Annotated in this window: 16 protein-coding genes and 1 pseudogene; 11 read left to right on the top strand and 6 right to left on the bottom strand. The window is 71.8% G+C overall.

Going from position 1 to position 22,942, the window contains the following annotated elements; all coding sequences use genetic code 11:
• The first annotated feature begins 291 nt into the window (after positions 1-291).
• The 6 genes from ACZ7HQ_RS24245 to ACZ7HQ_RS24270 all read left to right on the top strand — a co-directional run bounded on the left by ACZ7HQ_RS24245 (position 292) and on the right by ACZ7HQ_RS24270 (position 8,568).
• Entirely contained in the window at positions 292-1,230 is a 939-nt protein-coding gene (locus ACZ7HQ_RS24245) for a hypothetical protein (RefSeq protein WP_470993609.1), read from the top strand.
• 75 nt (positions 1,231-1,305) lie between these two features.
• Complete coding sequence (locus tag ACZ7HQ_RS24250) at positions 1,306-2,262, top strand: endonuclease/exonuclease/phosphatase family protein (protein WP_470993612.1); 957 nt, start codon at positions 1,306-1,308, stop codon at positions 2,260-2,262.
• Positions 2,263-2,300: 38 nt separating this feature from the next.
• Positions 2,301-4,250 (top strand): FUSC family protein, encoded by a 1,950-nt coding sequence (locus ACZ7HQ_RS24255; protein WP_470993615.1) that lies wholly within the window; start codon positions 2,301-2,303, stop codon positions 4,248-4,250.
• 71 nt (positions 4,251-4,321) lie between these two features.
• Positions 4,322-5,899, top strand: a complete 1,578-nt coding sequence (locus ACZ7HQ_RS24260; RefSeq protein ID WP_470993618.1) for a VWA domain-containing protein — start codon at positions 4,322-4,324, stop codon at positions 5,897-5,899.
• Positions 5,900-6,039: 140 nt separating this feature from the next.
• Complete coding sequence (gene metG / locus ACZ7HQ_RS24265; RefSeq protein ID WP_470993621.1) at positions 6,040-7,752, top strand: methionine--tRNA ligase; 1,713 nt, start codon at positions 6,040-6,042, stop codon at positions 7,750-7,752.
• A 126-nt stretch (positions 7,753-7,878) separates the two neighbouring features.
• Positions 7,879-8,568 carry a nucleotidyl transferase AbiEii/AbiGii toxin family protein gene (locus tag ACZ7HQ_RS24270; protein WP_470993623.1) on the top strand — a complete coding sequence of 230 codons (690 nt, stop codon included), beginning with the start codon at positions 7,879-7,881 and terminating at the stop codon, positions 8,566-8,568.
• 115 nt (positions 8,569-8,683) lie between these two features.
• Here the strand turns inward: ACZ7HQ_RS24270 and aspS are convergent, their stop codons facing one another.
• Complete coding sequence (gene aspS / locus ACZ7HQ_RS24275; protein WP_470993626.1) at positions 8,684-10,447, bottom strand: aspartate--tRNA ligase; 1,764 nt, start codon at positions 10,445-10,447, stop codon at positions 8,684-8,686.
• A gap of 235 nt (positions 10,448-10,682) precedes the next feature.
• On the opposite strand from aspS, the pseudogene ACZ7HQ_RS24280 reads away from it, so the two are divergent.
• A pseudogene (locus ACZ7HQ_RS24280) lies at positions 10,683-12,815 on the top strand (SpoIIE family protein phosphatase); the annotation flags it as partial.
• On the opposite strand, the gene ACZ7HQ_RS24285 reads toward ACZ7HQ_RS24280, so the two are convergent.
• The 4 genes from ACZ7HQ_RS24285 to ACZ7HQ_RS24300 form a co-directional block, all read right to left on the bottom strand.
• Positions 12,776-13,924 (bottom strand): AI-2E family transporter, encoded by a 1,149-nt coding sequence (locus ACZ7HQ_RS24285; protein WP_470993629.1) that lies wholly within the window; start codon positions 13,922-13,924, stop codon positions 12,776-12,778. The pseudogene ACZ7HQ_RS24280 and the gene ACZ7HQ_RS24285 sit on opposite strands and share 40 nt — an antisense overlap.
• Positions 13,925-14,120: 196 nt before the next feature.
• Positions 14,121-14,423 carry a hypothetical protein gene (locus ACZ7HQ_RS24290; RefSeq protein ID WP_470993631.1) on the bottom strand — a complete coding sequence of 101 codons (303 nt, stop codon included), beginning with the start codon at positions 14,421-14,423 and terminating at the stop codon, positions 14,121-14,123.
• A 265-nt stretch (positions 14,424-14,688) separates the two neighbouring features.
• Positions 14,689-15,660: a pirin family protein gene (locus ACZ7HQ_RS24295; protein WP_470993634.1), complete on the bottom strand. Its 972-nt coding sequence runs from the start codon at positions 15,658-15,660 to the stop codon at positions 14,689-14,691.
• A gap of 302 nt (positions 15,661-15,962) precedes the next feature.
• On the bottom strand, positions 15,963-16,427 hold the full coding sequence (locus ACZ7HQ_RS24300) for an SseB family protein (protein ID WP_031172737.1): 465 nt from the start codon (positions 16,425-16,427) through the stop codon (positions 15,963-15,965).
• Between the two features lie 124 nt (positions 16,428-16,551).
• Between ACZ7HQ_RS24300 and ACZ7HQ_RS24305 the strand changes: the two genes are divergently transcribed.
• From ACZ7HQ_RS24305 to ACZ7HQ_RS24320, 4 genes are all read left to right on the top strand, one after another.
• A complete protein-coding gene (locus ACZ7HQ_RS24305; protein WP_470993636.1) occupies positions 16,552-17,310 on the top strand; it encodes an alpha/beta fold hydrolase in 759 nt (252 codons plus the stop codon).
• A 131-nt stretch (positions 17,311-17,441) separates the two neighbouring features.
• Positions 17,442-19,268, top strand: a complete 1,827-nt coding sequence (locus ACZ7HQ_RS24310; RefSeq protein WP_470994387.1) for an acyl-CoA dehydrogenase — start codon at positions 17,442-17,444, stop codon at positions 19,266-19,268.
• A gap of 137 nt (positions 19,269-19,405) precedes the next feature.
• Positions 19,406-20,704, top strand: coding sequence for a M18 family aminopeptidase (locus ACZ7HQ_RS24315; protein ID WP_470993638.1), 1,299 nt, complete (start codon positions 19,406-19,408; stop codon positions 20,702-20,704).
• Between the two features lie 66 nt (positions 20,705-20,770).
• Positions 20,771-21,028, top strand: a complete 258-nt coding sequence (locus ACZ7HQ_RS24320) for a DUF6458 family protein (RefSeq protein WP_470993641.1) — start codon at positions 20,771-20,773, stop codon at positions 21,026-21,028.
• Between the two features lie 12 nt (positions 21,029-21,040).
• Here ACZ7HQ_RS24320 and ACZ7HQ_RS24325 read toward each other — a convergent pair whose 3' ends face one another.
• Complete coding sequence (locus tag ACZ7HQ_RS24325) at positions 21,041-22,861, bottom strand: thioredoxin-like domain-containing protein (protein WP_470993643.1); 1,821 nt, start codon at positions 22,859-22,861, stop codon at positions 21,041-21,043.
• Between the last annotated feature and the right edge of the window lie 81 nt (positions 22,862-22,942).

The following is a 22,942-nucleotide window of genomic DNA, read 5'->3' on the forward strand; positions in this document are numbered from 1 at the left end:
CCCCCCCCCCCCCCCCCCCCCCCCCCCCCCCCCCCCCCCCCCCCCCCCCCCCCCCCCCCCCCCCCCCCCCCCCCCCCCCCCCCCCCCCCCCCCACTCCCCTGTTCCCCTCATCCCTCACCCCCCGTCACCTTCCGGCTCCCCCCAGCCGGACGCGCCCGCGTCTCCCCCCCAGGAAACACCCGTTCGGATGAACCCTCCACCGGAGAGCGCGGGCACCCGTTCGGCACGCCCGTCGCCCGAACGCACGCGCTCCGCTCGCGGCCGCGCCCTGCGGGCCGTTGTCTGGAAGCGTGCCCCCACGTCTCAGGAGCGCCCTGTCGGCCGTGCTGCTCACCCTGTCCTGCCTCCTCGTGCCGTTCGGCGCCCTGGCGGCCTGGGCTGCGTACGGGCTCACCGACACGGGCCGGTACGTCACCACGATGGCGCCGCTCGCCACCGACCCGGACGTGCGCGAGGCCGTCGCGGAGACGGTCGGTGACGACATCCTGCGCGCGGTCGACCAGTACCTGGACGTCCGGACGGTACGCGGCTCCGTCCGCCCGTTCGTGCACGACGCGGTGCGCTCCTTCACCCAGACCGAGGCCTTCCAGATGGCCTGGGACACCGGCAACCGGGTCACCCACGACGCGGTGCTGCGCGCGCTGCGCGACGGCGGCGAGGGGGCCGGGCGTCCGGTCACCGTCGACCTCGCCCCCGTCACCGACCAGGTCAAGCGTCAGCTGACCCGGGACCATGTGCCGCTCGCCGCACGCATCCCGGTGGAGCACACCGCGGTCTCCGTGCTCCCGGCGGAACGGCTGGCCTCCCTCCGGAAGGGGTTCCACGTGCTCGAAGTCGCCGGATTCTGGCTCCCGGTGGCGGCCCTCGCCTTCGCGGCCACCGGCATCACCCTGGCCGTGCACCGCCGCCGCGCCATCGCCGCGACCGCGCTGGGCACGGCCCTGGGCGGCGGGCTGCTCGCCCTGGCCCTGGCCGCCGGCCGCAGCCTCACCCTCGCCGGCCTGCCCGAGGGCGTGTCCCACCCGGCCGTCGGCGCCGTCTACGACGCCCTCACCCACACCCTGCGCACGATCTCCTGGCTCCTGCTCGGCCTGGGCCTCGCGGTGGCCCTCACCACCTGGCTGACCCACTGCCTCCGCCCGGCCCGCCCGACGCGACGCGCCCCCGGCCCGGAACCGGACCCGCCCGCCCCGGCACCGGTGCCGCCGGTGTCCACAACCTGTAGATGACGTCGGCACGTTGCCCACAGGCACACTGTCGGGGAAGTCCTGACGCGGGCGGACAGCCCGCCGTAGGCTCGGCCCGTGAACCGCCGCCCCGGACGCAGGCTCGCCGCCTGGTGTGCCGGACTGCTGCTCGCCGGAGTCGGCGTGGTCGTCGGCTGCCGGGTCGCCGGCACCGACGGCGTCACCCCCGTACCCCAGCTGCTCGCCTTCCTGCCCTGGCTGCTCGTGCCGACCGGCCTCGCCCTGCTGTGCGCGCTGCTCGCCCGCTGGTGGCCGGGCCTGGTGTGCGGTGTCGCCGTACTCGGCCTGCTCGCCTGGTACCTGCAGCCGTACGGCAAGGTCCCCCAGCACGCCGGCCCACCGCTCGCCACCCTGCGCGTGCTGACCTCCAACCTCCAGTTCGGGCGCGGCACCCCCGCCCTGGTCCCGCGGATCCGGGACCGCCGTCCGGACGTCGTCTTCGTCGAGGAGTGCGAACTCACCTGCCAGGCCACGCTGGAAGGCGACTTCCGGGCCGACTACCCCTACCGGCAGGCGGTCCGCGCAGCCGGCTCCCACGGCTCCCTCATCCTCAGCCGCTTCCCGCTGCGGCCCACCGCGGGCGTCCCCGGCACGATGGGCATGCCCGGCGCCGTCGCCGACGTACGCGGGCACGCCGTACGCCTCCAACTCGCCCACCCCATGCCCCCGCTGCCCCGCCAGGTCGGCCTGTGGCGGCGCGAGCTCGGCAGGCTCCGCACCTTCGCCGCCGCCGACACCCGCACGCCCACCGTCCTCGCCGGTGACTTCAACGCCACCCAGGACCACGCGGCCTTCCGCCGCATCCTCGACACCGGCCTCACCGACGCCACCCGCCTCGCCGGACACGACCGCGCCGCCAGCTGGCCCGCGCGCACCGCCTCCGTCATCGGCGCCCAGATCGACCACGTCCTGCTCTCCCCGGACTTCACCGCGACCGGCGCCCGCTTCCTTCCCGTGGCCGGCTCGGACCACCGCGCCCTCGTCGTGGATCTAACCCTCCACCAGCGCGGATGACTCCGGACGCGGGGGAGCGGACCGGCGATAATGGCGACATGTCGCGCGAGTTCCCCATCAGCCTCACCCCTCCCGACTGGCTGGTCCGGAACCTCCGCCCCCAGCAGGCTCCGCTGAACAGGGCCGCCATGGCCCGTGCCGCCCTCGCCATGGCCCTCCCGCTGGCGACCGGCCTGGCCGCCGGATACCCGGCGTACGGCGCCCTCGCCTCCATGGGCGCCCTGTCCGGCGTCATCGGCGACACCGCCGACGCCTACCGGATGCGCATCCTCAACATCGCCGTCCCGCAGCTCTTCGGCGCGGCCGGCGTGACGCTGGGCACGCTGGTGTACGGCCACGGCTGGTACGCGGTCGCGGCCGTCACCGGCGTCGCGCTGCTGTCCGGCATGATCTCGACGATCGGCGCGGTGGCCTCGGTCTCCGGTCTGCTCCTGCTGCTGAACTGCGTGGTCGGCGCGGGTCTCCCGCTGCCCCAGCCCTGGTGGCTGGCCCCGGCCCTGATGACCGGCGGCGGCCTGCTGGTCCTCCTGCTGGCCCTGCTGGCCTGGCCGTTGCGCTCCGGCGTGCCCGAACGCGCGGCGGTGGCGGCCACCTACCGCACGGTCGCCGCCCTCCTCACGGTGGCCGGCACGGACCGCACCGAGGAGTACGACGACACCCGGCGCAGCGTCACCCAGTCCCTCAACCAGTCCTACGACCTGATCCTGGGCCGGCGCGCCCGCCAGCACGGCCGCAGCCGCGAACTCACCCGGCTGCTCGCCCAGTTGAACGCCATCACGCCCGTGGTGGAGGCGGCCCCCGCCGCCCACCTGGCCGGCCGCCCCCTCCCGCCGCGGATCCCGGAGGCGCTCCACGACCTGGCGCAGGCCGTCGAAACCGGCCGCACGGACCCGACGGCCCACGACCTCGACCTCCCGGTGCCGGTGACGGAGACGGCCCGCGCGGTGGACCACGCCCTGCGCCACACCGCCGAGGTCGTCACGGCCCCCGACGTCGACCCCCGTGGCATCGACGACCGCCTGGGCCGCCCCGCGGCGCTGGGCATCCGCACGGCGAGAGCAGCCCGCAACGTCGTACTGTCGGCCAACTCCTGGCGCTACGGCCTGCGCCTCGCCGTCTGCATCGGCATCGCCCAGGCCCTGGTGTCGTTGATCCCCGTGCCCCGCTCCTACTGGGTGGCGCTGACGATCACCTTCGTCCTCAAGCCCGACTTCGGCTCGGTCTTCTCCCGCGCCCTGCTGCGCGCCCTCGGCACGGTGGCGGGCCTGGTGATCGCGGCGGTGGTCCTGGCGGAGGTGCCGCTGGGCTGGTGGGACGTCCCGGCGATGCTGGTCCTGGCCCCCCTGATCCCCGCCCTGACCCCCCGGGGCTACGGCCACCAGACGATGGCGATCACCCCGGTGATCCTCCTCCTGTCCGACATCCTGAACCACCAGGGCACGGCGCTGCTGCTGCCCCGCCTGACGGACTCGTTGCTGGGCTGTGCCATCGCCCTGACCGCCGGCTACCTGCTGTGGCCGGAGAGCTGGCGCACGCGGGTCGGCGACCGCCTGGCCGACGCGGTGGCGGACACGGCGACGTACGTGGAGACGGCCTTCGCACCCGCCGACGACCCCTTGGCCAGGGCCCGTATGCGCCGCCGCCTCTACCGCGACCTGTCGGTCATCCGAACGGAGTTCCAGCGGGCCCTGACCGAACCGCCGCCGACCGGCCGGCGTGCCGCCGCGTGGTGGCCGCTGGTCGTGGCGGTGGAGCGGATCGTCGACGCGACCACGGCGGCCCGCGTCCGCGTCCGGCACGGGGCGCCGCCGCCGTCCACGGCCGAGATCACCCAGATCGCCCTCCAGCTCCGGGAGCTGTCGCAGGGCGTTCGGGACGCGGAGACCCTGTTCCCGGTCCGCACGGACCTCACGGGCCCGGCCGGCAGCGTCCTGGAGCCCCTGCGCCAGGAAGTCGCCGCGGCCCGGTCGATCGCTTCCCCCCGCTGAGCGCTTCGCTAACCTTACGTGTCCGTCCTGGCCAGGGATCGACGGGCATCACCTCACGAAGGGTTGCGCACATGGGCATTCTCACTCTCCTGCGGAACGCATTCGGCCGCTCACGCAAGTCACGCGCCGCCGAGGCAGAGGGTGCGGACCGCCTGCCGGCGCAACCGCCCGCACCCACCTCGCAGACCCCCACCGTCCCCGAGCCCCGCCGCTCGACCCCCGACGAACACGACCTGGTGTCGGCGGCCTTCGACAACATCAAGGTCCCCCACCCGACCGACCCGGCCGCGGAACCCGAGCAGACCGAGCCACTGACCGAGGAACGGGCCGAGCCTGAGCAGGCAGAGGAGCGGGCTGGGGAGCCGGCCGCGCCTGAGCAGGCAGAGCAACTGGCCGAGGAACCGGCCGAGGAACGGGCCGAGCTTGAGCAGGCCGAGGAACGGGCTGGGGAGCCGGCCGAGCCTGAGCAGACCGAGCAACTGGCCGAGGAACCGGCCGAGGAACGGGCCGAGCTTGAGCAGGCCGAGGAACGGGCTGGGGAGCCGGCCGCGCCTGAGCAGGCAGAGCAACTGGCTGAGGAGCAGGCCGAGGAACCGGCCGAGCTTGAGCAGGCAGAGGAGCGGGCTGAGGAACGGGCCGAGCCTGAGCAGGCCGAGGAACTGGTCGAGGAGCCGGCCGAGCCTGAGCCCGAGGCAGCGAGCGCGCCGCAGGCCGCCGACGGCGAGGACGACGCCACCCGCACGGATGTTGCGGGCGAAAGCGACGCCGAAGGCGAGGCCGAGCCGGAGCCGCTCCCGGCACAGCCGCATGCCGCCGACGGCGAGGACGCCCCACAGGAGCCACTCGCAGTCGACGACGAGACCCGCATGGGTGGTGCGGGTGGGAACGAGACCGACGCCGAAGGCGAAGCCGAGGCGCATGACGAACCGGCCCCCACGCCGGAGGCGGACGCGGACGCGGACACGGACCCGGTCAAGAAGACCCCCGCCACCCCCCTGACCAAGGTCAAGTCCCGCACCCCCTCCCTCGCCACCGCCTACAAGGCCGCCACAGCCGCCCTCAAGAAGACCGACCTCACCGGCACCCGAGCGAAGCTCTACCTCGTCCTGGACCGCTCCGCGAGCATGCGCCCGTACTACAAGGACGGCTCCGCCCAGGCCCTCGCCGACCAGACCCTCGCCCTCGCCGCCCACCTCGACCCCGAGGCCACGGTCCACGTCGTCTTCTTCTCCACGGAGGTCGACGGCACCACCGACCTCACCCTCTCCCCGGACCACGAGACGAAGATCGACGACGTGCACGCAGGGCTCGGCCGCATGGGCCGTACCAGCTACCACGCCGCCGTGGAAGCCGTACTCACCCACCACGAGAAGAACCACGAGAGCGGCACCCCCGCCCTCGTCGTCTTCCAGACCGACGGCGCCCCGGACGCGAAGACCCCCGCGACCCAGTCCCTCACCGCGGCAGCGACCTCGCACCCCGCCGTCTTCTTCTCCTTCGTCGCCTTCGGAGACCACGACAACAAGGCCTTCGACTACCTCCGCAAGCTGAAGACCGGCAACGCGTCCTTCTTCCACGCGGGCCCCACCCCGCGCGAGCTGACGGACACCGAGCTCTACGAGGGCGTACTCGCCGCCTGGCGCCCGTAACGGACCACGACGGACGGTCACCCTCAGTGAGCCCGGGCCGCCCCTTCCCACCCTGCAAAACGGGAAGCGGGCGGCCCACCCCTGTCGGCTACGATTTCAAGGTTCGAAACCGCAGAAAACGCGACCTGGGAGCAGCCACGATGGCTCGACACCTCATCACCAGCGCCCTTCCGTACATCAACGGGATCAAGCACCTGGGCAACATGGTGGGGTCCATGCTCCCGGCGGACGTGTACTCCCGGTACCTCCGCCAGCGCGGCCACGACGTCCTGTACATCTGCGCCACCGACGAGCACGGCACCCCGGCCGAGCTGGCCGCCAAGGAGCAGGGCCTGCCGGTCGACGCGTTCTGCGCCCAGGCGCACGACGCGCAGAAGGCGGTCTACGACGGCTTCGCGCTGGCCTTCGACTACTTCGGCCGCAGCTCCTCCCCGGAGAACCGCGAGATCACCCAGCACTTCGCCCGCAAGCTGAACGAGAACGGCTTCATCGAGGAGCGGGCGATCCGCCAGGTGTACTCCCCGGCCGACGGCCGCTTCCTCCCGGACCGCTACGTCGAGGGCACCTGCCCGCACTGCGGCTACGACAAGGCCCGCGGCGACCAGTGCGAGAACTGCACCCGCGTCCTGGACCCGACGGACCTGATCAACCCCCGATCGGCGATCTCGGGCAGCACGGACCTCGAGGTGCGCGAGACCAAGCACCTCTTCCTCCTCCAGTCGAAGCTGGAGAACGAGGTCCGCGAGTGGGTCGCCCGGCACGACAAGGACTGGCCGCAGCTGGCCTCCTCCATCGCCCACAAGTGGCTGACCGAGGGCCTGCACGACCGAGCGATCACGCGTGACCTGGACTGGGGCGTCCCGGTACCGGCCGACACCTGGCCGGAGCTGGCCGCCGAGGGCAAGGTCTTCTACGTCTGGTTCGACGCCCCGATCGAGTACATCGGCGCGACGAAGGAGTGGGCGGACCAGGACCCGGAGAACCGGGACTGGAAGTCCTGGTGGTACGAGGCGGACGACGTCCGGTACACCGAGTTCATGGCCAAGGACAACGTCCCCTTCCACACGGTGATGTTCCCGGCCACGGAACTCGGCGTCCGCGAACCCTGGAAGATGGTCGACTACGTCAAGGCCTTCAACTGGCTGACGTACTACGGTGGCAAGTTCTCCACCTCGCAAAAGCGCGGCGTCTTCACCGACCAGGCCCTGGACATCCTGCCCGCCGACTACTGGCGCTACTTCCTGATCGCCAACGCCCCGGAGTCGGACGACTCGTCCTTCACCTGGGAGCACTTCACCGCCACGGTCAACAAGGACCTCGCCGACACCCTCGGCAACTTCGTCAACCGCGTGCTGTCCTTCTCGAAGAAGCGCTTCGGCGAGGAGGTCCCCGCGGGCGGCACGCCGGGCGAGGCGGAGGCGAAGCTCGGCGAGCAGATCGCCGAACTCCTCGCCGAGTACGAAGGCCACATGGAGACCCTGCAGTTCCGCAAGGCCGCCGCGGCCCTGCGCGCCCTGTGGTCGGCCGGCAACTCCTACCTGGAGGAGAAGGCCCCCTGGCTGCAGATCAAGACGGACCAGGAAGCCGCGGCCCTCACACTGCGTACGGCGATGAACCTCATCCACCTGTACGCGGTGGTCTCGGAACCGCTGATCCCGGCCACGGCCAAGGTGATGCGCGAGGCGTTCTCCCTGGCTGATGACACCGCGGCCTGGGTCACCCCGGCCGAGGCCCAGTCGCTCACCACCGTCCCCGCCGGCACCCCCTTCACCGTCCCGCCGGTCCTCTTCGCCAAGCTGACGGACGAGGACCTGGCGGCGTACAAGGAGCGCTTCGGCGGCGAGGAAGGCTGATCGCTCAGGACTGGTCCGCGTGAGGGCGCCGAGCCACCGGGCTCGGCGCCCTCACGTGTCAGGGGGCCGCCGCGCGCGGCCCCGTGACAGCGACCCGGAAGGAATCTCTGGCAAAGTACCGATGTCGTGAACCTCCCCGAACCCCACCGGCGGCTCCTCGCGGACGTCGTCACGGCGGGCGGCCCGCACGGGCTGGTCCTCGCTGGCGGTTACGCCCTCCAGGCACACGGTCTGCTGCGGCGCCCGCACGCGAACCTCGACTTCGCCACCGAGAGCCCCGAGCCCATGGAGCGAATCGCCGGCACCCTCGGCGCCACCTTGGAGGCCCGCGGCCGGCAGGTCCGGACCGGCACCGGCACCGGCCTCACCGCCCAGCTGACGGTCACCGACCCGCCGACCGGCGAAGCCTGCGCCCTCAACCTGCACAAGGAGGCCTTCTGGCAGCCTCCGGAGCTGACCGGGTACGGCCCGGCGCTCTCCCTGGAGGACGCCGTCGGTACGAAGATCCGGGCGCTGTACGACCGGGGCGCGGCCGTCGACCTGATCGACGCGCGGGCCGCCGCGGGCCGGTTCTCCCTGCCCGGCCTGGAGGAACTGGGCCGCAGGCACGCCCACGACCCGTTCGACCTGACGACCCTGCAGTCCCGGCTGACCGGCACCGACTTCTACTCCGACCTGGACTTCATCCGCTACGGCCTGGACGAGGCCCAGGTCGGCGCGCTGCGCGCGTGGGCCCAGCAGTGGTCCGACGACATCGCCGAACGACTGCTGGAGGACGGCGCGTCCCCCGACAGCGAGGAGGATCAGGGGGACTGAGGTCAGCTGCCGCTGTGCGTCTCGTCCGGCGCCACGCCCAGCGTCAGACCGGCCAGCTGTGCGCGCCGACCGTCAAGAACGAGTCAGGACAGATCGGCGCGCAGGGCGGTCGTTGCTACTTCGGCTGCGGCTTCCTGACGTTCAGGTGCAGCTCGCGCAGGCGCGCCTCCTCCAGCTCGGTGGGGGCGCCCATCATCAGGTCCTGGGCGTTGCCGTTGAGCGGGAAGGCGATCGTCTCGCGGATGTTGGGCTCGTCCGCGAGGAGCATGACGATGCGGTCCACGCCGGGGGCGATGCCGCCGTGCGGCGGGGCGCCGAAGCGGAAGGCGCGGAGCATGCCCGCGAACTTCTCCTCGACGGTCTCGCGGTCATAGCCCGCGATCTCGAAGGCCTTGAGCATGATCTCCGGCTCGTGGTTCCGGATGGCGCCGGAGGACAGCTCGACGCCGTTGCAGACGATGTCGTACTGCCAGCCCAGGATGTCCAGGGGGTCCTGGGTCTCCAGGGCCTCCAGGCCGCCCTGCGGCATGGAGAAGGGGTTGTGCGAGAAGTCGATCGCGCCGGTCTCCTCGTCCTTCTCGTACATCGGGAAGTCGACGATCCAGCAGAAGCGGAAGACGCCCTCCTCGAAGTGGCCGGCGCGACGGGCGGCCTCCACCCGCACCGCGCCCATGATCTTCGAGACCTCGTCGAACTCGCCCGCGCCGAAGAAGACCGCGTGGCCGGGGGCCAGCGACAGGCGCTTGGTCAGCTCCGCGACGTTCTCCTCGGTGAGGAACTTCGCGATCGGGCCGGAGAGGGAACCGTCCTCGGCGACACGGACCCAGGCCAGGCCCTTCGCGCCCAGCGAGATGGCGAACTCACCGAGCTGGTCGAAGAACTTGCGCGGCTGGGCGGAGACGTCCGGCACCGGCAGCGCGCGCACGTGCTTGCCGGCGAACGCCTTGAACTCCGAGCCCTCGAAGACATCGGTGATGTCCACCAGCTCCAGCTTGGCGCGCAGGTCCGGCTTGTCGGAGCCGTACTTCAGCATCGCCTCGCGGAACGGGATGCGGGGGAAGGGGGAGGTGACGTGGCGGCCGCCGCCGAACTCCTCGAAGAGTTCCGTCATCAGCTTCTCGATCGGCTGGAAGACGTCCTCCTGCTCGACGAAGCTCATCTCGACGTCGAGCTGGTAGAACTCGCCCGGCGAGCGGTCCGCGCGGGCGTCCTCGTCGCGGAAGCAGGGCGCGATCTGGAAGTAGCGGTCGAAGCCGGAGATCATCAGCAGCTGCTTGAACTGCTGCGGGGCCTGCGGCAGCGCGTAGAACTTGCCGGGGTTGAGGCGCGAGGGGACCACGAAGTCACGCGCGCCCTCGGGGGAGGTGGCGGACAGGATCGGCGTCGCCATCTCGTTGAAGCCCATCGCGACCATCTTGTGCCGGATCGCCGAGATGACCTGGGTGCGCAGCATGATGTTGCGGTGCATGCGCTCGCGGCGCAGGTCCAGGAAGCGGTACTCCAGGCGCCGCTCCTCGTTGACCCCGTCCTCGGCGTTGATCGTGAACGGCAGCGGCGCGGCGGCGCCGAGCAGCTCGACCTCGGCCACCTCGACCTCGATCTCACCGGTCGGCAGATCGGGGTTCACGTTCTCTGTTCCACGTGAAACAACGCGGCCGTCGACGCGGACCGTGGACTCCTTGGAGATCTTGTCCAGGGCCTCGTACGCGGGGGTGCCGGGTCGGGCGACCAGCTGCGTGATGCCGTAGTGATCGCGCAGATCGATGAAGAGGATGCCGCCCAGGTCGCGCCGATTGTGCAGCCAGCCACTCAGCCGGACGTCGGCGCCGACGTCAGAGGCGCGGAGCTGGCCGCAGGTGTGGGACCTGTACCGATGCATCGTCGTTCATCGTCCTTCGTGTGTGAGGTCTGCCGGGCGTGCTCTCCCCGGCGTGAACGGGCACGGGGCCCGGACCCATCAAGGGTACCGGCCACCCCAAGATCGGCTCCCCACCAATACCGGGCGCCCACCCGCCGACAGCTCCGGGTTCTCGGTGACACCTCCAACGGCGACGCCCGCTGATCGGGTCTTCTTACAGTGGCAGCCGCCGATCAGATCTCCCTAAAGTGGGGCAATGCGTACTGGCGAGCCCCTCCCGTCCGTCGGGGATGTCCTCGCCGCCCTCGCGACCGGACTGTGGCGCTGGGACACGGCTGCCGGGCTGGTCACCGTAGACGCGGAGGCGGCGCGGCTGCTCGGGCTGCCCGCGGAGCCGACCACCCTCACCGAGGCGCAGACCCGGGCCCGGCTGCACCCGGAGGACTGGAACGAGATCACCGGGGTCGTGCCGCTGGCCGTCGACGAGGGCACCCTCGCGGAGGTGCGCATCCGGATCATGGACGAGCACGGGACCGTCCTGCGGGTCGTCCGCAGCCGGTCGAAACCCTCCTTCGACCCCGGGCGGCAGGCGTACGAGCTGATCGGCACCCTCCAGGAGGTCACCGAGCCGACGCCGGGCACGGCGGCCGCCCGCAGCGCGGTCACCGGCGACTGGCGGCGCTCGCGCGAGGCGTTCCTGCTGGACGCGGGCCGGGCGCTGGCCGAGGCCCGGTCCACGGCGGAGGTGCTGCGGGTGGCCGGCGGCCTGTCGATGCCCGGCTTCTCCCCGGACGGGCTCGTAGTGTTCGGGGTGGAGGGCGACCGGCTGACGATCACCGGCCAGCACGGGCACCAGCCCGGCGACATGGGCCCCTTCTCCCACATGCCGCTGACGACCGACTATCCGGCGGCCGAGGTCGTCCGCACGGGCCGCGCGGTCTACCTGTCCTCACCCGAGGAGTACAAGGAGCGCTACCCGGCGACCTGGCCGCTCGCCCAGCCCTTCGGCCGCCGCTCCTGGGCCTTCCTGCCGCTGACGGTGGCCGGGCGCACGATGGGCGCCTGGATGGCGGGCTTCACCTATCCGGTGGCGTTCACCCCCGACGAGCGGGCGGTGCTGACGACGGTGGCCCGGATGCTCGCCCAGGCGCTGTCCCAGGCCGGCGCCGCCGAGTCGGAGCGGGAGCTGACCGAGGGCCTGCAGCGCTCCATGCTGCCCTCGCTCGGCCCGGAGATCCCCGGCATGCAGGTGGCCGCCCGGTACATCCCGACCGGCGGCGGACTCCAGGTCGGCGGTGACTGGTACGACATGATCCCGCTGCCCTCCGGCCGCTTCGCGCTGGTCATGGGGGACGTACAGGGCCACGACGTACGGGCCGCGGGCCTCATGGGCCAGCTGCGCATCGCGCTGCGCGCCTACGCCTCCGAGGGCCACCGCCCCGACGCCGTACTCTCCCGGGCGTCCCGCTTCCTGCACGGCGTCACGCACAACGACCATGACGACCATCTGACCGACCTCCGCTTCGCGACCTGCGTGTACGTGGAGGCCGACCCGGTGACCGGGGCGCTGGAGATCGCCCGTGCCGGGCACCTGGACCCGGCCATCCGCATGGCCGACGGCACGGTGATGATGCGGCCGACGGCGGGCGGGCGGCCGCTGGGCATCGACCCGGACGCGGACTATCCGACGACCCGGTTCGTCCTGGAACCCGCCGAGACGCTGGTGCTCTGCACCGACGGGCTGATCGAGACCGGCGGGCACGACATGGAGAGCGGCTGGCACCGGCTGCGCACGATCCTGGAGGCCTACCGGGGGGACGATGCAGCCGATCTGGAGTCGCTGGCCGACGCCCTGGTGCAGGGCGTGCACGGGCCGTCCTCGCACCACACCACCGGCCCCCTCGCCGACCGCCGCGAGGACGACATCGCGCTGGTGCTGCTGGGCCGTCCGCTGGAGGGCACGGCACGGCCCACGATCCGGCGGACGCTGCTGTCGGTGGCGCAGGACGAGCCGGCCCGGATCGCCGAGGCCCGCCGGCACCTGCGCGAGCTGCTGCACGACTGGGCGGGCGCCGAGCAGGTCGACTCGGCGGTGCTGCTGGTCTCGGAGATGGTCACCAACGTGCTCGTCCACACCGACACCGACGCGCTGCTGCTCGCCGAGGTGACCGGCGAGGCGGAGGCGCGGCGGCTGCGGGTGGAGGTCACCGACGCGGGCGACGACCTGCCGCACCGGCGCCGGCCCGGCGAACTGGCCTCCTCCGGGCGCGGCCTGATGCTGATCGAGCTGCTCGCGGACACCTGGGGAGTCGCTCCGCGGGGCGAGGGCAAGAGCATCTGGTTCGAGCTCTACGAGTCGGGCGAGGCGTCGGGGGAGGTGTCGGCGGAGTGCCCGGGCGGAGCGCCGGTGGACGGTCCGCTGGAGGGGGACGTGCCGGAGGACGGCGAGTTGGCGGACGAGGCGTCGGAGGGCGCCGCGTAGCGCGTCCGCAGCTCCTGCACGACCCCGAAGGCGGCCGCGGTCAGCGGGACCGCGAGCAGCATCCCCAGGATCCCCGCGACGGACGCCCCGGCGGTGATGGCGAGCATCACCACGGCCGGATGCATCTGCACCGTCCGGCTCTGGATGACCGGCTGGAGCACATGCCCCTCCAGCACCTGCACGGCGAGTACGACCGCGAGCGCCCACAGCGCGATGACGAAGCCCCGGTCGGCGAGGGCGACCAGGACGGCGACCGTGCCGGAGATGAAGGCGCCGAGGTAGGGGATGTAGGCACCGACGAAGACGAGCGCGCCGAGCCCGATCGCGCCGGGCACCTGGAGGACCAGCAGGCCGACGGTGATGCACAGGGCATCGATGAGCGCGATGACGGTCGTCCCGCGCATGAACCCCTCCACGGCCTCGAAGGCGCGCCGGGCGATGGCCTCCAGGGTGCCGGCGGTGCCGCCGGGCGCGATGGACCGGAGGGTCAGCACGGCCCGGTGCGAGTCGCGCAGGAAGAAGAAGACCAGCAGCAGCGCGAGCACGGCCATCGCGATGCTCTCGCCGACGACGCTCACCCCGCTGATCACGTTGGAGGCGGCCGTGCCGCCGAACTTGCCCAGCAGTGTGCGCGCGTTGGCGGCGAGGTCGTCGAGCCCGGTGCCGGCGGCGCCGAAGTGCTGCGAGACCCCCTTGGCGGCGTCCCGCAGCGAGGCGATGATCTGGTCACCGGTGTCGATGAGCGCGGCGACGACGATGTACACGGCACCGCCGACGACGGCCACCACGGCGACACAGGTGAGCCCGGCCGCCACCGACACCGGCACCCCGACCCGCACGAGCCGCCGGTACATCGGGCCGAGCAGCGCGGTGCCGAGCAGGGCGAGCAGCACCGGTGTGACGGCCGTACGGAACTCCCCGCACAGCCGCACCCCCACCCAGCCGACCCCGGCGACGAGCAGCAGCACGGCGCACCAGGCGGCGAGGCGGCGCACGGGGTCGGGCAACAGCGGCACCCCTCCAGCGGATCATGACCGCCGGTGGGTGTCCTGCCGCGCGGGTCCGAGTGGGTGAGGGGCGCGGCGGCGCTGTCACATCAGGCTCGGTGCCCGTGGAGTACCGGGCGGGACCGGCGTCCCGAACGGCGTGAGCGGCCGCCTCTTTCGGGGCGGCCGCTCACCCGGTGTCCGGCCGGTCACTGCGGGGGCGTCCTCAGCCGAGGAGGCCACCGAGGAGACCGTGGAGGATGCAACCGAGGCCGAGGAGCCCGCAGTTGTTCCCGTTGCCGTTGCCGTTCCCGTTGTCGGTGCCCGTGCTGGTGCTGCTGCTGGTACCGGTGTCCGTGGCGGTGTCGCTGCTGGCGGTGCCGGTGCCGTCGTCGGCGCGGACCGTGACCGCCGTGCCCTGCGGGGCGACGCTCGTCTGGGCCTGGGCGGGGGCGGCCAGCGCGACGCCGCCGACGGTGAGGAGGACGCTTGCCGCGGTGCACGCCATGGCGCTGCGGATGCTGCTCATATGTGACTCCTGAACTGGGGTGTGTGTGCGTGGAGTCGGCCACCAGGAGCGACCACTCGTGCGCGCTGTGGAACGGGGCGCGCAGTTGCGACGCTAGGGGCCCGCTCGGCAGGACGCCTTCCGGAACTAGTCCATCCGGGTCGGCGCGCCTCCTTGCGCCGGACCCGCCAAACGCCCCCGCTCTCCTGTGAAGGGGCCCCTCCGTGCACACGAAAAGCCCCGTCCGGCACCCGGACGGGGCTTCTCCCAGCGGGTGGCCGAGGGCTTACAGCCCGCCCTCGGTCATGCCGTGCACCGCCGGGATGGTCCCCAGGCGGCCCTTCTGGAAGTCCTCGAAGGCCTGCATCAGCTCTTCCTTGGTGTTCATGACGAACGGGCCGTAGTGGGCCATGGGCTCACGGATGGGCTGTCCGCCGAGGAGGACGACCTCGAGGTCCGGGGTGTGGCCGTCCTGCTTCTCGTCCGCGCGGACGGTCAGCGAGGAGCCGGTGCCGAACACCGCGGTCTGGCCGGTGTGGATCGGCCGGCGGTCCGTACCGACGGCGCCCCGGCCCGCCAGGACGTAGGCCAGGCCGTTGAAGTCCTCGCGCCAGGGCAGGGTGATCTCGGCGCCCGGAGCGAGGGTCGCGTGGATCATGGTGATCGGGGTGTGGGTGATGCCGGGGCCCTGGTGGCCGTCCAGTTCGCCCGCGATGACACGCAGCAGCGCACCGCCGTCCGCAGTCGCCAGCAGCTGCACGCTGCCGCCACGGATGTCCTGGTAGCGGGGGGCCATCATCTTGTCCCTGGCGGGGAGGTTCACCCACAGCTGCAGGCCGTGGAAAAGGCCGCCGGACACGACGAGGGACTCCGGCGGCGCCTCGATGTGCAGCAGACCGGAGCCCGCGGTCATCCACTGGGTGTCGCCGTTGGTGATGGTGCCGCCACCGCCGTTGGAGTCCTGGTGGTCGAAGATCCCGTCGATGATGTAGGTGACGGTCTCGAAGCCGCGGTGCGGGTGCCAGGGGGTGCCCTTGGGCTCGCCCGGCGCGTACTCCACCTCGCCCATCTGGTCCATCATGATGAACGGGTCGAGGTGGCGGTAGTTGATCCCCGCGAACGCCCGGCGGACCGGGAAGCCCTCGCCCTCGAAGCCGCTCGGGGCGGTGCTGACGGCCAGCACCGGACGCGCCACCGCGTCGGCGGGAGCGGTCACACGGGGCAGCGTCAACGGGTTCTCGACGGTCACTGCAGGCATGGTCGGTACCTCCTTGTGCGTCCACTTTAGTTGAGCGTTGAACTTCCTGCCACCCACAACAGATCGAGCCCGGAGGGAATTCCCTCCGGGCTCCAGAGACAGGCGTCACACGAACGCGAGGAACACGGCACCCGCGGCCGCTCCCGCGCGTACAGGATCCGCGCCCAGGCGGCCCCGCCCGTGTCGGTACCCACGCACGTGCGCCACACCCCGCGACCCGTCCGGCGACCCCCGGCAGCACGCGCCGTCAGCGCGAAGACGCCACCGCCGGCCCACCACAGCCGACTGCGCGGCAACGGCGGCTAGCCGTACATCCGGCGCATCGCGAAGTCGACCATCTGCTCGACCGCCTTCGCGTCGAACACCATCCGGTGCTCGCCCTCCATGTCCAGGACGAAGCCGTAGCCGGTCGGCAGGAGGTCGATCACCTCGGCGCCGGTGATCACGAAGTACTTGGACTCCTTGCCCGCGTACCGGCGCAGCTCCTTGAGCGAGGTGAACATCGGGATCACCGGCTGCTGGGTGTTGTGCAGGGCGAGGAAGCCGGGGGTGTCGCCACGTGGGCAGTACACCTTCGACGTGGCGAAGATCTGCTGGAAGTCCTCGGCGGACATCTGCCCGGTGGTGAAGGCGCGCACCGCGTCCGCGAGCGAGGGCGGGGACGGCTCGGGATACAGCGGCGGCTGCTGCCCGTAGCCGCCGGCCATCGGCTGCTGGGGTGCGGCGTACTGCTGCTGAGCACCGACGTTCTGGTCGTAGCCGTACATGGGCGCAAGCGTACCGAGCGGGGGCGGCGCGGCGGCGGCCGGGAGAATTTATGTAGCGACCGCTAGGCAATTCTGCTACGGTTTTTGTATCGACCGCTACAGACGGCAACCACGGGGGTTTCCCATGTCCGGCAGCACGTCCCGCCCCGCCCTGCTCCTCGCGCACGGCGCCGGCGGATCCCTGGACCGCAACTACGGCCCGGTGATGGACCGGCTGACCGCGCGGTACACGGTGATCGGCGCCGACTATCCGGGCACGGGCAGCACCCCGCGCGCCACCCGGCCACTCGAGCTGGACGGACTGGCCGACCAGTTGCTGGCCGTCGCCGACGCGGCGGGCATCGAGCGGTTCACCGTGTCCGGCTACTCACTGGGCGGACCGGTGGCGATACGGCTGGCCGCGCGGCATCCGGAGCGGGTGACGGGGCTCGTGCTGACCGCACCCTTCGCCCGCGCCGACGCGCAGGTACGGCTCACCGCGCGCGTGTGGCGGACGCTCGTCGAGTCGGGGGACCCCGACACGCTCGGCCGGTTCCTGTTCGCCCATGCCCTGAGCCCGGCCGCACTGGAGGCGATGCCCCCGGAGGAACTGGAGGCGGCGGCGAAGGAGACGGGAGCAGCCGTACCGGAGGGCACGCCGGAGCACGTGGAACTGGTGGAGCGGCTGGACGTGACCGCGGACCTGGCCCGGATCACCGCGCCCACCCTGGTCGTCTCGCCGGTCGACGACCACCTGATCCCGCCCCGGCTGCACCGCGCGGTGGCGGCGGGCATCCCCGGGGCCCGGCTGATGGAGATACCGGGCGGTCACCTGACTTTCGCCGAGCACCCGGACCGCTGGGCAGCACTGCTCACGTCCCCGTTCCCGGGCAGCGAGGAGTAGACCCTTCTCACATTGGACCGGCAGGGGTTGCTTCTTATTACCGACGGGTAGCATCATCGTAGCTACTTGTTGGTACGTGAACTAGGTGCGAGGAGTCAGTGCCTCGCCGATCCCTCTACGGAGCCGTCGCCATGGGGCACTACAAGTCGAATCTCCGCGACATCGAGTTCAACCTCTTCGAAGTACTGGGGCGCGACAAGGTGTACGGCACCGGCCCGTTCGAGGAGATGGACGTCGATACCGCCAAGAGCGTCCTGGAGGAGCTGACCCGCCTCTCCGAGAACGAGCTGGCCGAGTCCTTCGCCGACGCCGACCGCAACCCGCCGGTCTTCGACCCCGAGACCAACACCGCACCGGTCCCCGAGTCCTTCAAGAAGAGCTACCAGGCCTTCATGGACTCCGAGTACTGGCGCCTCGGCCTGCCCGAGGAGATCGGCGGCACCACCTCGCCCCGCTCCCTGATCTGGGCCTACGCCGAGCTGATCCTGGGCGCCAACCCCGCCGTGTGGATGTACTCCTCGGGCCCGGCGTTCGCCGGCATCCTCTTCGAGGAGGGCAACGAGGTCCAGAAGCACATCGCCAAGGTCGCCACCGAGAAGCAGTGGGGCTCCACGATGGTGCTCACCGAGCCCGACGCGGGCTCCGACGTGGGTGCCGGCCGCACCAAGGCGATCCAGCAGGAGGACGGCTCCTGGCACATCGAGGGCGTGAAGCGCTTCATCACGTCCGGTGAGCACGACATGTCGGAGAACATCCTCCACTACGTGCTCGCGCGTCCCGAGGGCGCCGGCCCCGGCACCAAGGGCCTGTCCCTCTTCCTCGTCCCGAAGTACCTCTTCGACTTCGAGACCGGCGAGCTGGGCGAGCGCAACGGCGTGTACGCCACCAACGTCGAGCACAAGATGGGCCTGAAGGCCTCCAACACGTGCGAGATGACCTTCGGCGACCAGCACCCCGCCAAGGGCTGGCTGATCGGTGACAAGCACGACGGCATCCGCCAGATGTTCCGCATCATCGAGTTCGCCCGCATGATGGTCGGCACGAAGGCGATCTCCACGCTGTCCACCGGCTACCTGAACGCGCTGGAGTACGCCAAGGAGCGCGTCCAGGGCCCGGACCTGGCCAACTTCATGGACAAGACCGCCCCCAAGGTCACCATCACCCACCACCCCGACGTGCGTCGCTCCCTGATGACGCAGAAGGCGTACGCGGAGGGCATGCGCGCCCTGGTGCTGTACACCGCCTCGATCCAGGACGCCATCCAGATCAAGGAGGCGAACGGCGAGGACGCCTCGGCCGAGGAGGCGCTGAACGACCTGCTGCTGCCGATCGTCAAGGGCTACGGCTCCGAGAAGGGCTACGAGCAGCTGGCCCAGTCGCTGCAGACCTTCGGCGGGTCCGGCTTCCTGCAGGAGTACCCGATCGAGCAGTACATCCGGGACTCCAAGATCGACACCCTGTACGAGGGCACCACGGCGATCCAGGGCCAGGACTTCTTCTTCCGGAAGATCGTCCGCAACCAGGGCGCCGCGCTGAACTCCCTCGCGGAGGACATCAAGAAGTTCCTGGCGCTCGGCACCGGCGGCGAAGAGCTGGCCGGCGCCCGTGAGCACCTGGCCAAGGCGGCCGTGGAGCTGGAGGCGATCGTCGGCCTGATGCTGACCGACCTCGCCGCCACCGAGCAGGACACCAAGAACATCTACAAGGTCGGCCTGAACACCACCCGCCTGCTCATGGCCTCCGGTGACGTCGTCGTCGGCTACCTGCTGCTCAAGGGCGCCGCGATCGCCGCCGAGAAGCTGGCCTCGGCCTCCGCCAAGGACAAGGCCTTCTACACCGGCAAGATCGCCGCGGCGAAGTTCTTCGCGGCGAACGTCCTGCCCGGCGTCACGCTGGCCCGCAAGGTCGCCTCGGGTGTCGAGCTGGACCTGATGGAGCTGGACGAGGCCGCGTTCTAGCAGACCACCCCACGGGGGCGTCAGCGGACGCGTCACAGACACGTGCCGTGGATTCCGGCGGATCCGTCCCTGTAGATACTGTGCGGGCCCGCTCCCTTTCCGGGAGCGGGCCCGCGCACGTCGTTAAGGTGAATCCCATGAGCGCAGCAGCCCGCTTCGACCGCGGCCACACCGACGACCTGATGTCCTTCCTGGCGGCCGGCCCGTCGCCCTACCACGCGGTGGCCACTGCCGCCGAGCGGCTGGAGAAGGCAGGCTTCCGGCAGGTCGCGGAGACGGACGCATGGGACGCGTCGAGCGGCGGCAAGTACGTGCTGCGCGGCGGCGCGATCGTCGCCTGGTACGTCCCCGAGGGCGCCGAGGCGCACACGCCGTTCCACATCATCGGCGCGCACACCGACTCCCCGAACCTGCGGATCAAGCCGCGCCCGGACAGCGGGGCGCACGGCTGGCGCCAGGTCGCCGTCGAGATCTACGGCGGACCGCTGATGAACTCCTGGCTGGACCGCGACCTGGGCCTGGCCGGCCGGCTGAGCCTGCGCGACGGCTCCACGGTCCTGGTCAACGTCGACCGTCCGCTGCTGCGGGTGCCGCAGCTCGCCATCCACCTGGACCGTTCGGTCAGCACCGAGGGGCTCAAGCTCGACAAGCAGCGTCATCTGCAGCCCGTGTGGGGCCTCGGTGACGACGTCCGGGACGGCGACCTGATCGACTTCCTGGCGCAGGAGGCGGGGCTCGCGGCCGGCTCGGTCACCGGCTGGGACCTGATGACGCACCCGGTGGAGGCCCCGGCCTACCTCGGCCGGGACCGGGAGCTGCTCGCCGGTCCGCGGATGGACAACCTGCTGTCGGTGCACGCGGGGACGGCCTCGCTGGCCGCCGTCGCCACCTCCGGCGCACCGCTCACCCGTATCCCCGTGCTGGCCGCCTTCGACCACGAGGAGAATGGCTCGCAGTCGGACACCGGCGCGGACGGCCCGCTGCTCGGATCCGTCCTGGAGCGCTCGGTGTTCGCGCGCGGCGGCTCGTACGAGGACCGGGCCCGCGCCTTCGCCGGCACGGTGTGCCTGTCCTCCGACACCGGTCACGCCGTCCACCCCAACTACGCGGAACGGCACGACCCGACGCACCACCCGCGGATCAACGGCGGCCCGATCCTCAAGGTCAACGTCAACAACCGCTATGCGACGGACGGTTCGGGCCGCGCGGTGTTCGCCGCCGCCTGCGAGAAGGCGAACGTGCCCTTCCAGTCGTTCGTCTCCAACAACTCCATGCCCTGCGGCACCACCATCGGCCCGATCACCGCGGCCCGGCACGGCATCCGGACCGTCGACATCGGCGTCGCGATCCTCTCCATGCACAGTGTGCGCGAACTGTGCGGTGCCGACGACCCCTTCCTGCTCGCGAACGCCCTCACGGCCTTCCTGGAGGGCTAGCCGGGCCCGCCGCGGGTACCCGGACGGCACCGGAGATTCCGGCACCGAAAGGGGAGGCGACTTCTCATGGGGCTCGGAGGATGCATCATCCTCATCGCCGTGGGGGCCATCCTCACGTTCGCGACCGACTGGCACATGCACGGCGTCAACCTCACCGTCGTCGGCCTGATCCTGATGGCCGTCGGACTGATCGGCGTGGCGACGTTCAGCGGCATCGCCCGGCGCCGGCGGGTCGTGGTCCCGCCGACGACGCCGGTGGTGGAGGAGGAACCACACCACCATCACCACCGCGTCGACGGCTACAGCGACGGCTACGGCGTCTGACCCGACGCCTGCCTACTGCTCGTCCATCCCCGCCAGGACGAGCGGCAGGCGGTCCGCCCCGCCCTCGGTGAGGCGGACCGGGACGCCCCAGTCCTGCTGGTGGACGTGGCAGGCGGGATATTCGTTGGCCGGGTCGTCGTCGCAGCTCGCGGCCATCGCCGAGACGTGCAGGACGCCTTCCGTGACGGCCGGGTCCAGCTCCAGCTCGCGGGACAGGTCCGTGTCCGCGCCCTCGCCCTTGAGCAGCAGCTCGGGCGGGGTCGAGGAGACCAGCAGACGGGTCGAGGGACCATAGCGGGTGTCCAGCTTCTGGCCCGCGGGCGCCTGGAAGATGACGTCCAACCGGACTCTGCCCGGGGCGACTTCGGTCGCCGCACGCTGGGTGCGGTGGGCGACCGCATCCACCCGTACCGCCTCCTCGGGCAGCCGCAGCCGGGTCAGGCGGTGCCGGGCCGACTCCACGACCACGATGTCCTCGCCGTCGAGCACGGCGTCGCTGGGCTCGCGCAGGTCCGTGGCCAGGGTCGTGACCTCACCGGTCGCCGGGTCGTAGCGGCGCAGGGCGTGGTTGTAGGTGTCGGCGACCGCCACCGAGCCGTCCGGCAGGGCGGTGACGCCCAGCGGGTGCTGGAGCAGCGCCTTGTCCGCGGTGCCGTCGCGGTGCCCGAAGTCGAACAGGCCGGTGCCGACCGCCGTGTGGACGTGTCCGTCGAGGTCCACCCAGCGCAGGGCGCTGGTCTCGGAGTCCGCGAGCCACAGCCGGTCGGCGGTGGCCGCGAGGCCGGACGGCTGGGCGAACCACGCCTCGGCAGCGGGACCGTCGACCAGGCCCTCGTTGGTGGTGCCGGCCGCGACGGCGACCGTGCCCGCCTCGGGGTCGTACGTCCACAGCTGGTGGACGCCCGCCATGGCGATCCACACCGCGCCACCGAAGACCGCCACGTCCCAGGGGGAGGAGAGGTCGACCTCGCGGGCCGGACCCGAGGTGGCGGACCCCTGCCACCACTGCCTGCCGGTGCCGGCCAGAGTGGTCACCGCGCCGGTGGCCAGGTCGAGGCGGCGCAGGGCGTGGTTGACGGTGTCGGCCACGACCACCGAGCCGTCCTCCAGCAGCGCCAGGCCCTGCGGCTCGTTGAACGACGCCCGCTCCGGGCCGCCGTCCACCAGGCCGCGCGTGCCGGAGCCGATGCGCCGTACGACGGTTTCGGCGTCCTCGGCCAGCTCCACCAGCTGGTGCCGGGTGGTGTCGCTGACCAGGAAGGTGCCCGACGGCAGCCGCAGCACCTTGCCGGGGAAGCGGAGCGTCGTCGGCTCGGGCTCCGGCGGCACGTAGGGGCCGTCGCCGCGGCGCAGGGTGCCCTTCGCCTCGTGCTCGGCCTCCAGCTCCTCGACCAGTCGCTCGATGGCGTGTGCATGCCCCTCGCCCGCGTGCTGGGCGACGACGTACCCCTCCGGGTCGATGACGACCAGCGTCGGCCAGGCACGGACCGCGTACTGCTTCCAGGTGGCCAGCTCCGGATCGTCCAGCACCGGGTGCTCGACGCCGTACCGCTCGACCGCGTCGACGACCGCCTGGTGCTCGGCCTCGTGCACGAACTTCGGGGAGTGCACACCGATGACCACCACCGTGTCCCGGTGCTTCTCCTCCAGGTCGCGCAGCTCGTCCAGGACGTGCAGGCAGTTGATGCAGCAGAAGGTCCAGAAGTCCAGGACGACGATTAGTCCGCGCAGGTCGGCGAGGGTGTACTGCTTGTCTCCCGTGTTCAGCCAGCCGCCCTTGCCGATCAGCTCGGGGGCGCGGACGCGGGCGCGTCGGGGTGCGGAGTCGGTCATGACCCAAGGGTGCCACCCGGCTCCGACAGCCGTTCGGGCGCCTGTGGACAACCCCGTCCTGGTGGATCACCTCCGTGCCGG

The organism is Streptomyces sp. NPDC037290 (genome assembly GCF_055603245.1).

Excerpts from the sequence above, each read along its gene's own strand:
- ACZ7HQ_RS24325 (WP_470993643.1), bottom strand. The coding sequence starts at position 22,861 with ATGACCGACTCCGCACCCCGACGCGCCCGCGTCCGCGCCCCCGAGCTG.
- ACZ7HQ_RS24290 (WP_470993631.1), bottom strand. The coding sequence starts at position 14,423 with ATGAGCAGCATCCGCAGCGCCATGGCGTGCACCGCGGCAAGCGTCCTC.
- ACZ7HQ_RS24320 (WP_470993641.1), top strand. The coding sequence starts at position 20,771 with ATGGGGCTCGGAGGATGCATCATCCTCATCGCCGTGGGGGCCATCCTC.
- ACZ7HQ_RS24300 (WP_031172737.1), bottom strand. The coding sequence starts at position 16,427 with ATGTACGGCTACGACCAGAACGTCGGTGCTCAGCAGCAGTACGCCGCA.
- ACZ7HQ_RS24255 (WP_470993615.1), top strand. The coding sequence starts at position 2,301 with ATGTCGCGCGAGTTCCCCATCAGCCTCACCCCTCCCGACTGGCTGGTC.
- metG (WP_470993621.1), top strand. The coding sequence starts at position 6,040 with ATGGCTCGACACCTCATCACCAGCGCCCTTCCGTACATCAACGGGATC.
- ACZ7HQ_RS24305 (WP_470993636.1), top strand. The coding sequence starts at position 16,552 with ATGTCCGGCAGCACGTCCCGCCCCGCCCTGCTCCTCGCGCACGGCGCC.
- aspS (WP_470993626.1), bottom strand. The coding sequence starts at position 10,447 with ATGCATCGGTACAGGTCCCACACCTGCGGCCAGCTCCGCGCCTCTGAC.
- ACZ7HQ_RS24310 (WP_470994387.1), top strand. The coding sequence starts at position 17,442 with ATGGGGCACTACAAGTCGAATCTCCGCGACATCGAGTTCAACCTCTTC.
- ACZ7HQ_RS24295 (WP_470993634.1), bottom strand. The coding sequence starts at position 15,660 with ATGCCTGCAGTGACCGTCGAGAACCCGTTGACGCTGCCCCGTGTGACC.
- ACZ7HQ_RS24315 (WP_470993638.1), top strand. The coding sequence starts at position 19,406 with ATGAGCGCAGCAGCCCGCTTCGACCGCGGCCACACCGACGACCTGATG.
- ACZ7HQ_RS24260 (WP_470993618.1), top strand. The coding sequence starts at position 4,322 with ATGGGCATTCTCACTCTCCTGCGGAACGCATTCGGCCGCTCACGCAAG.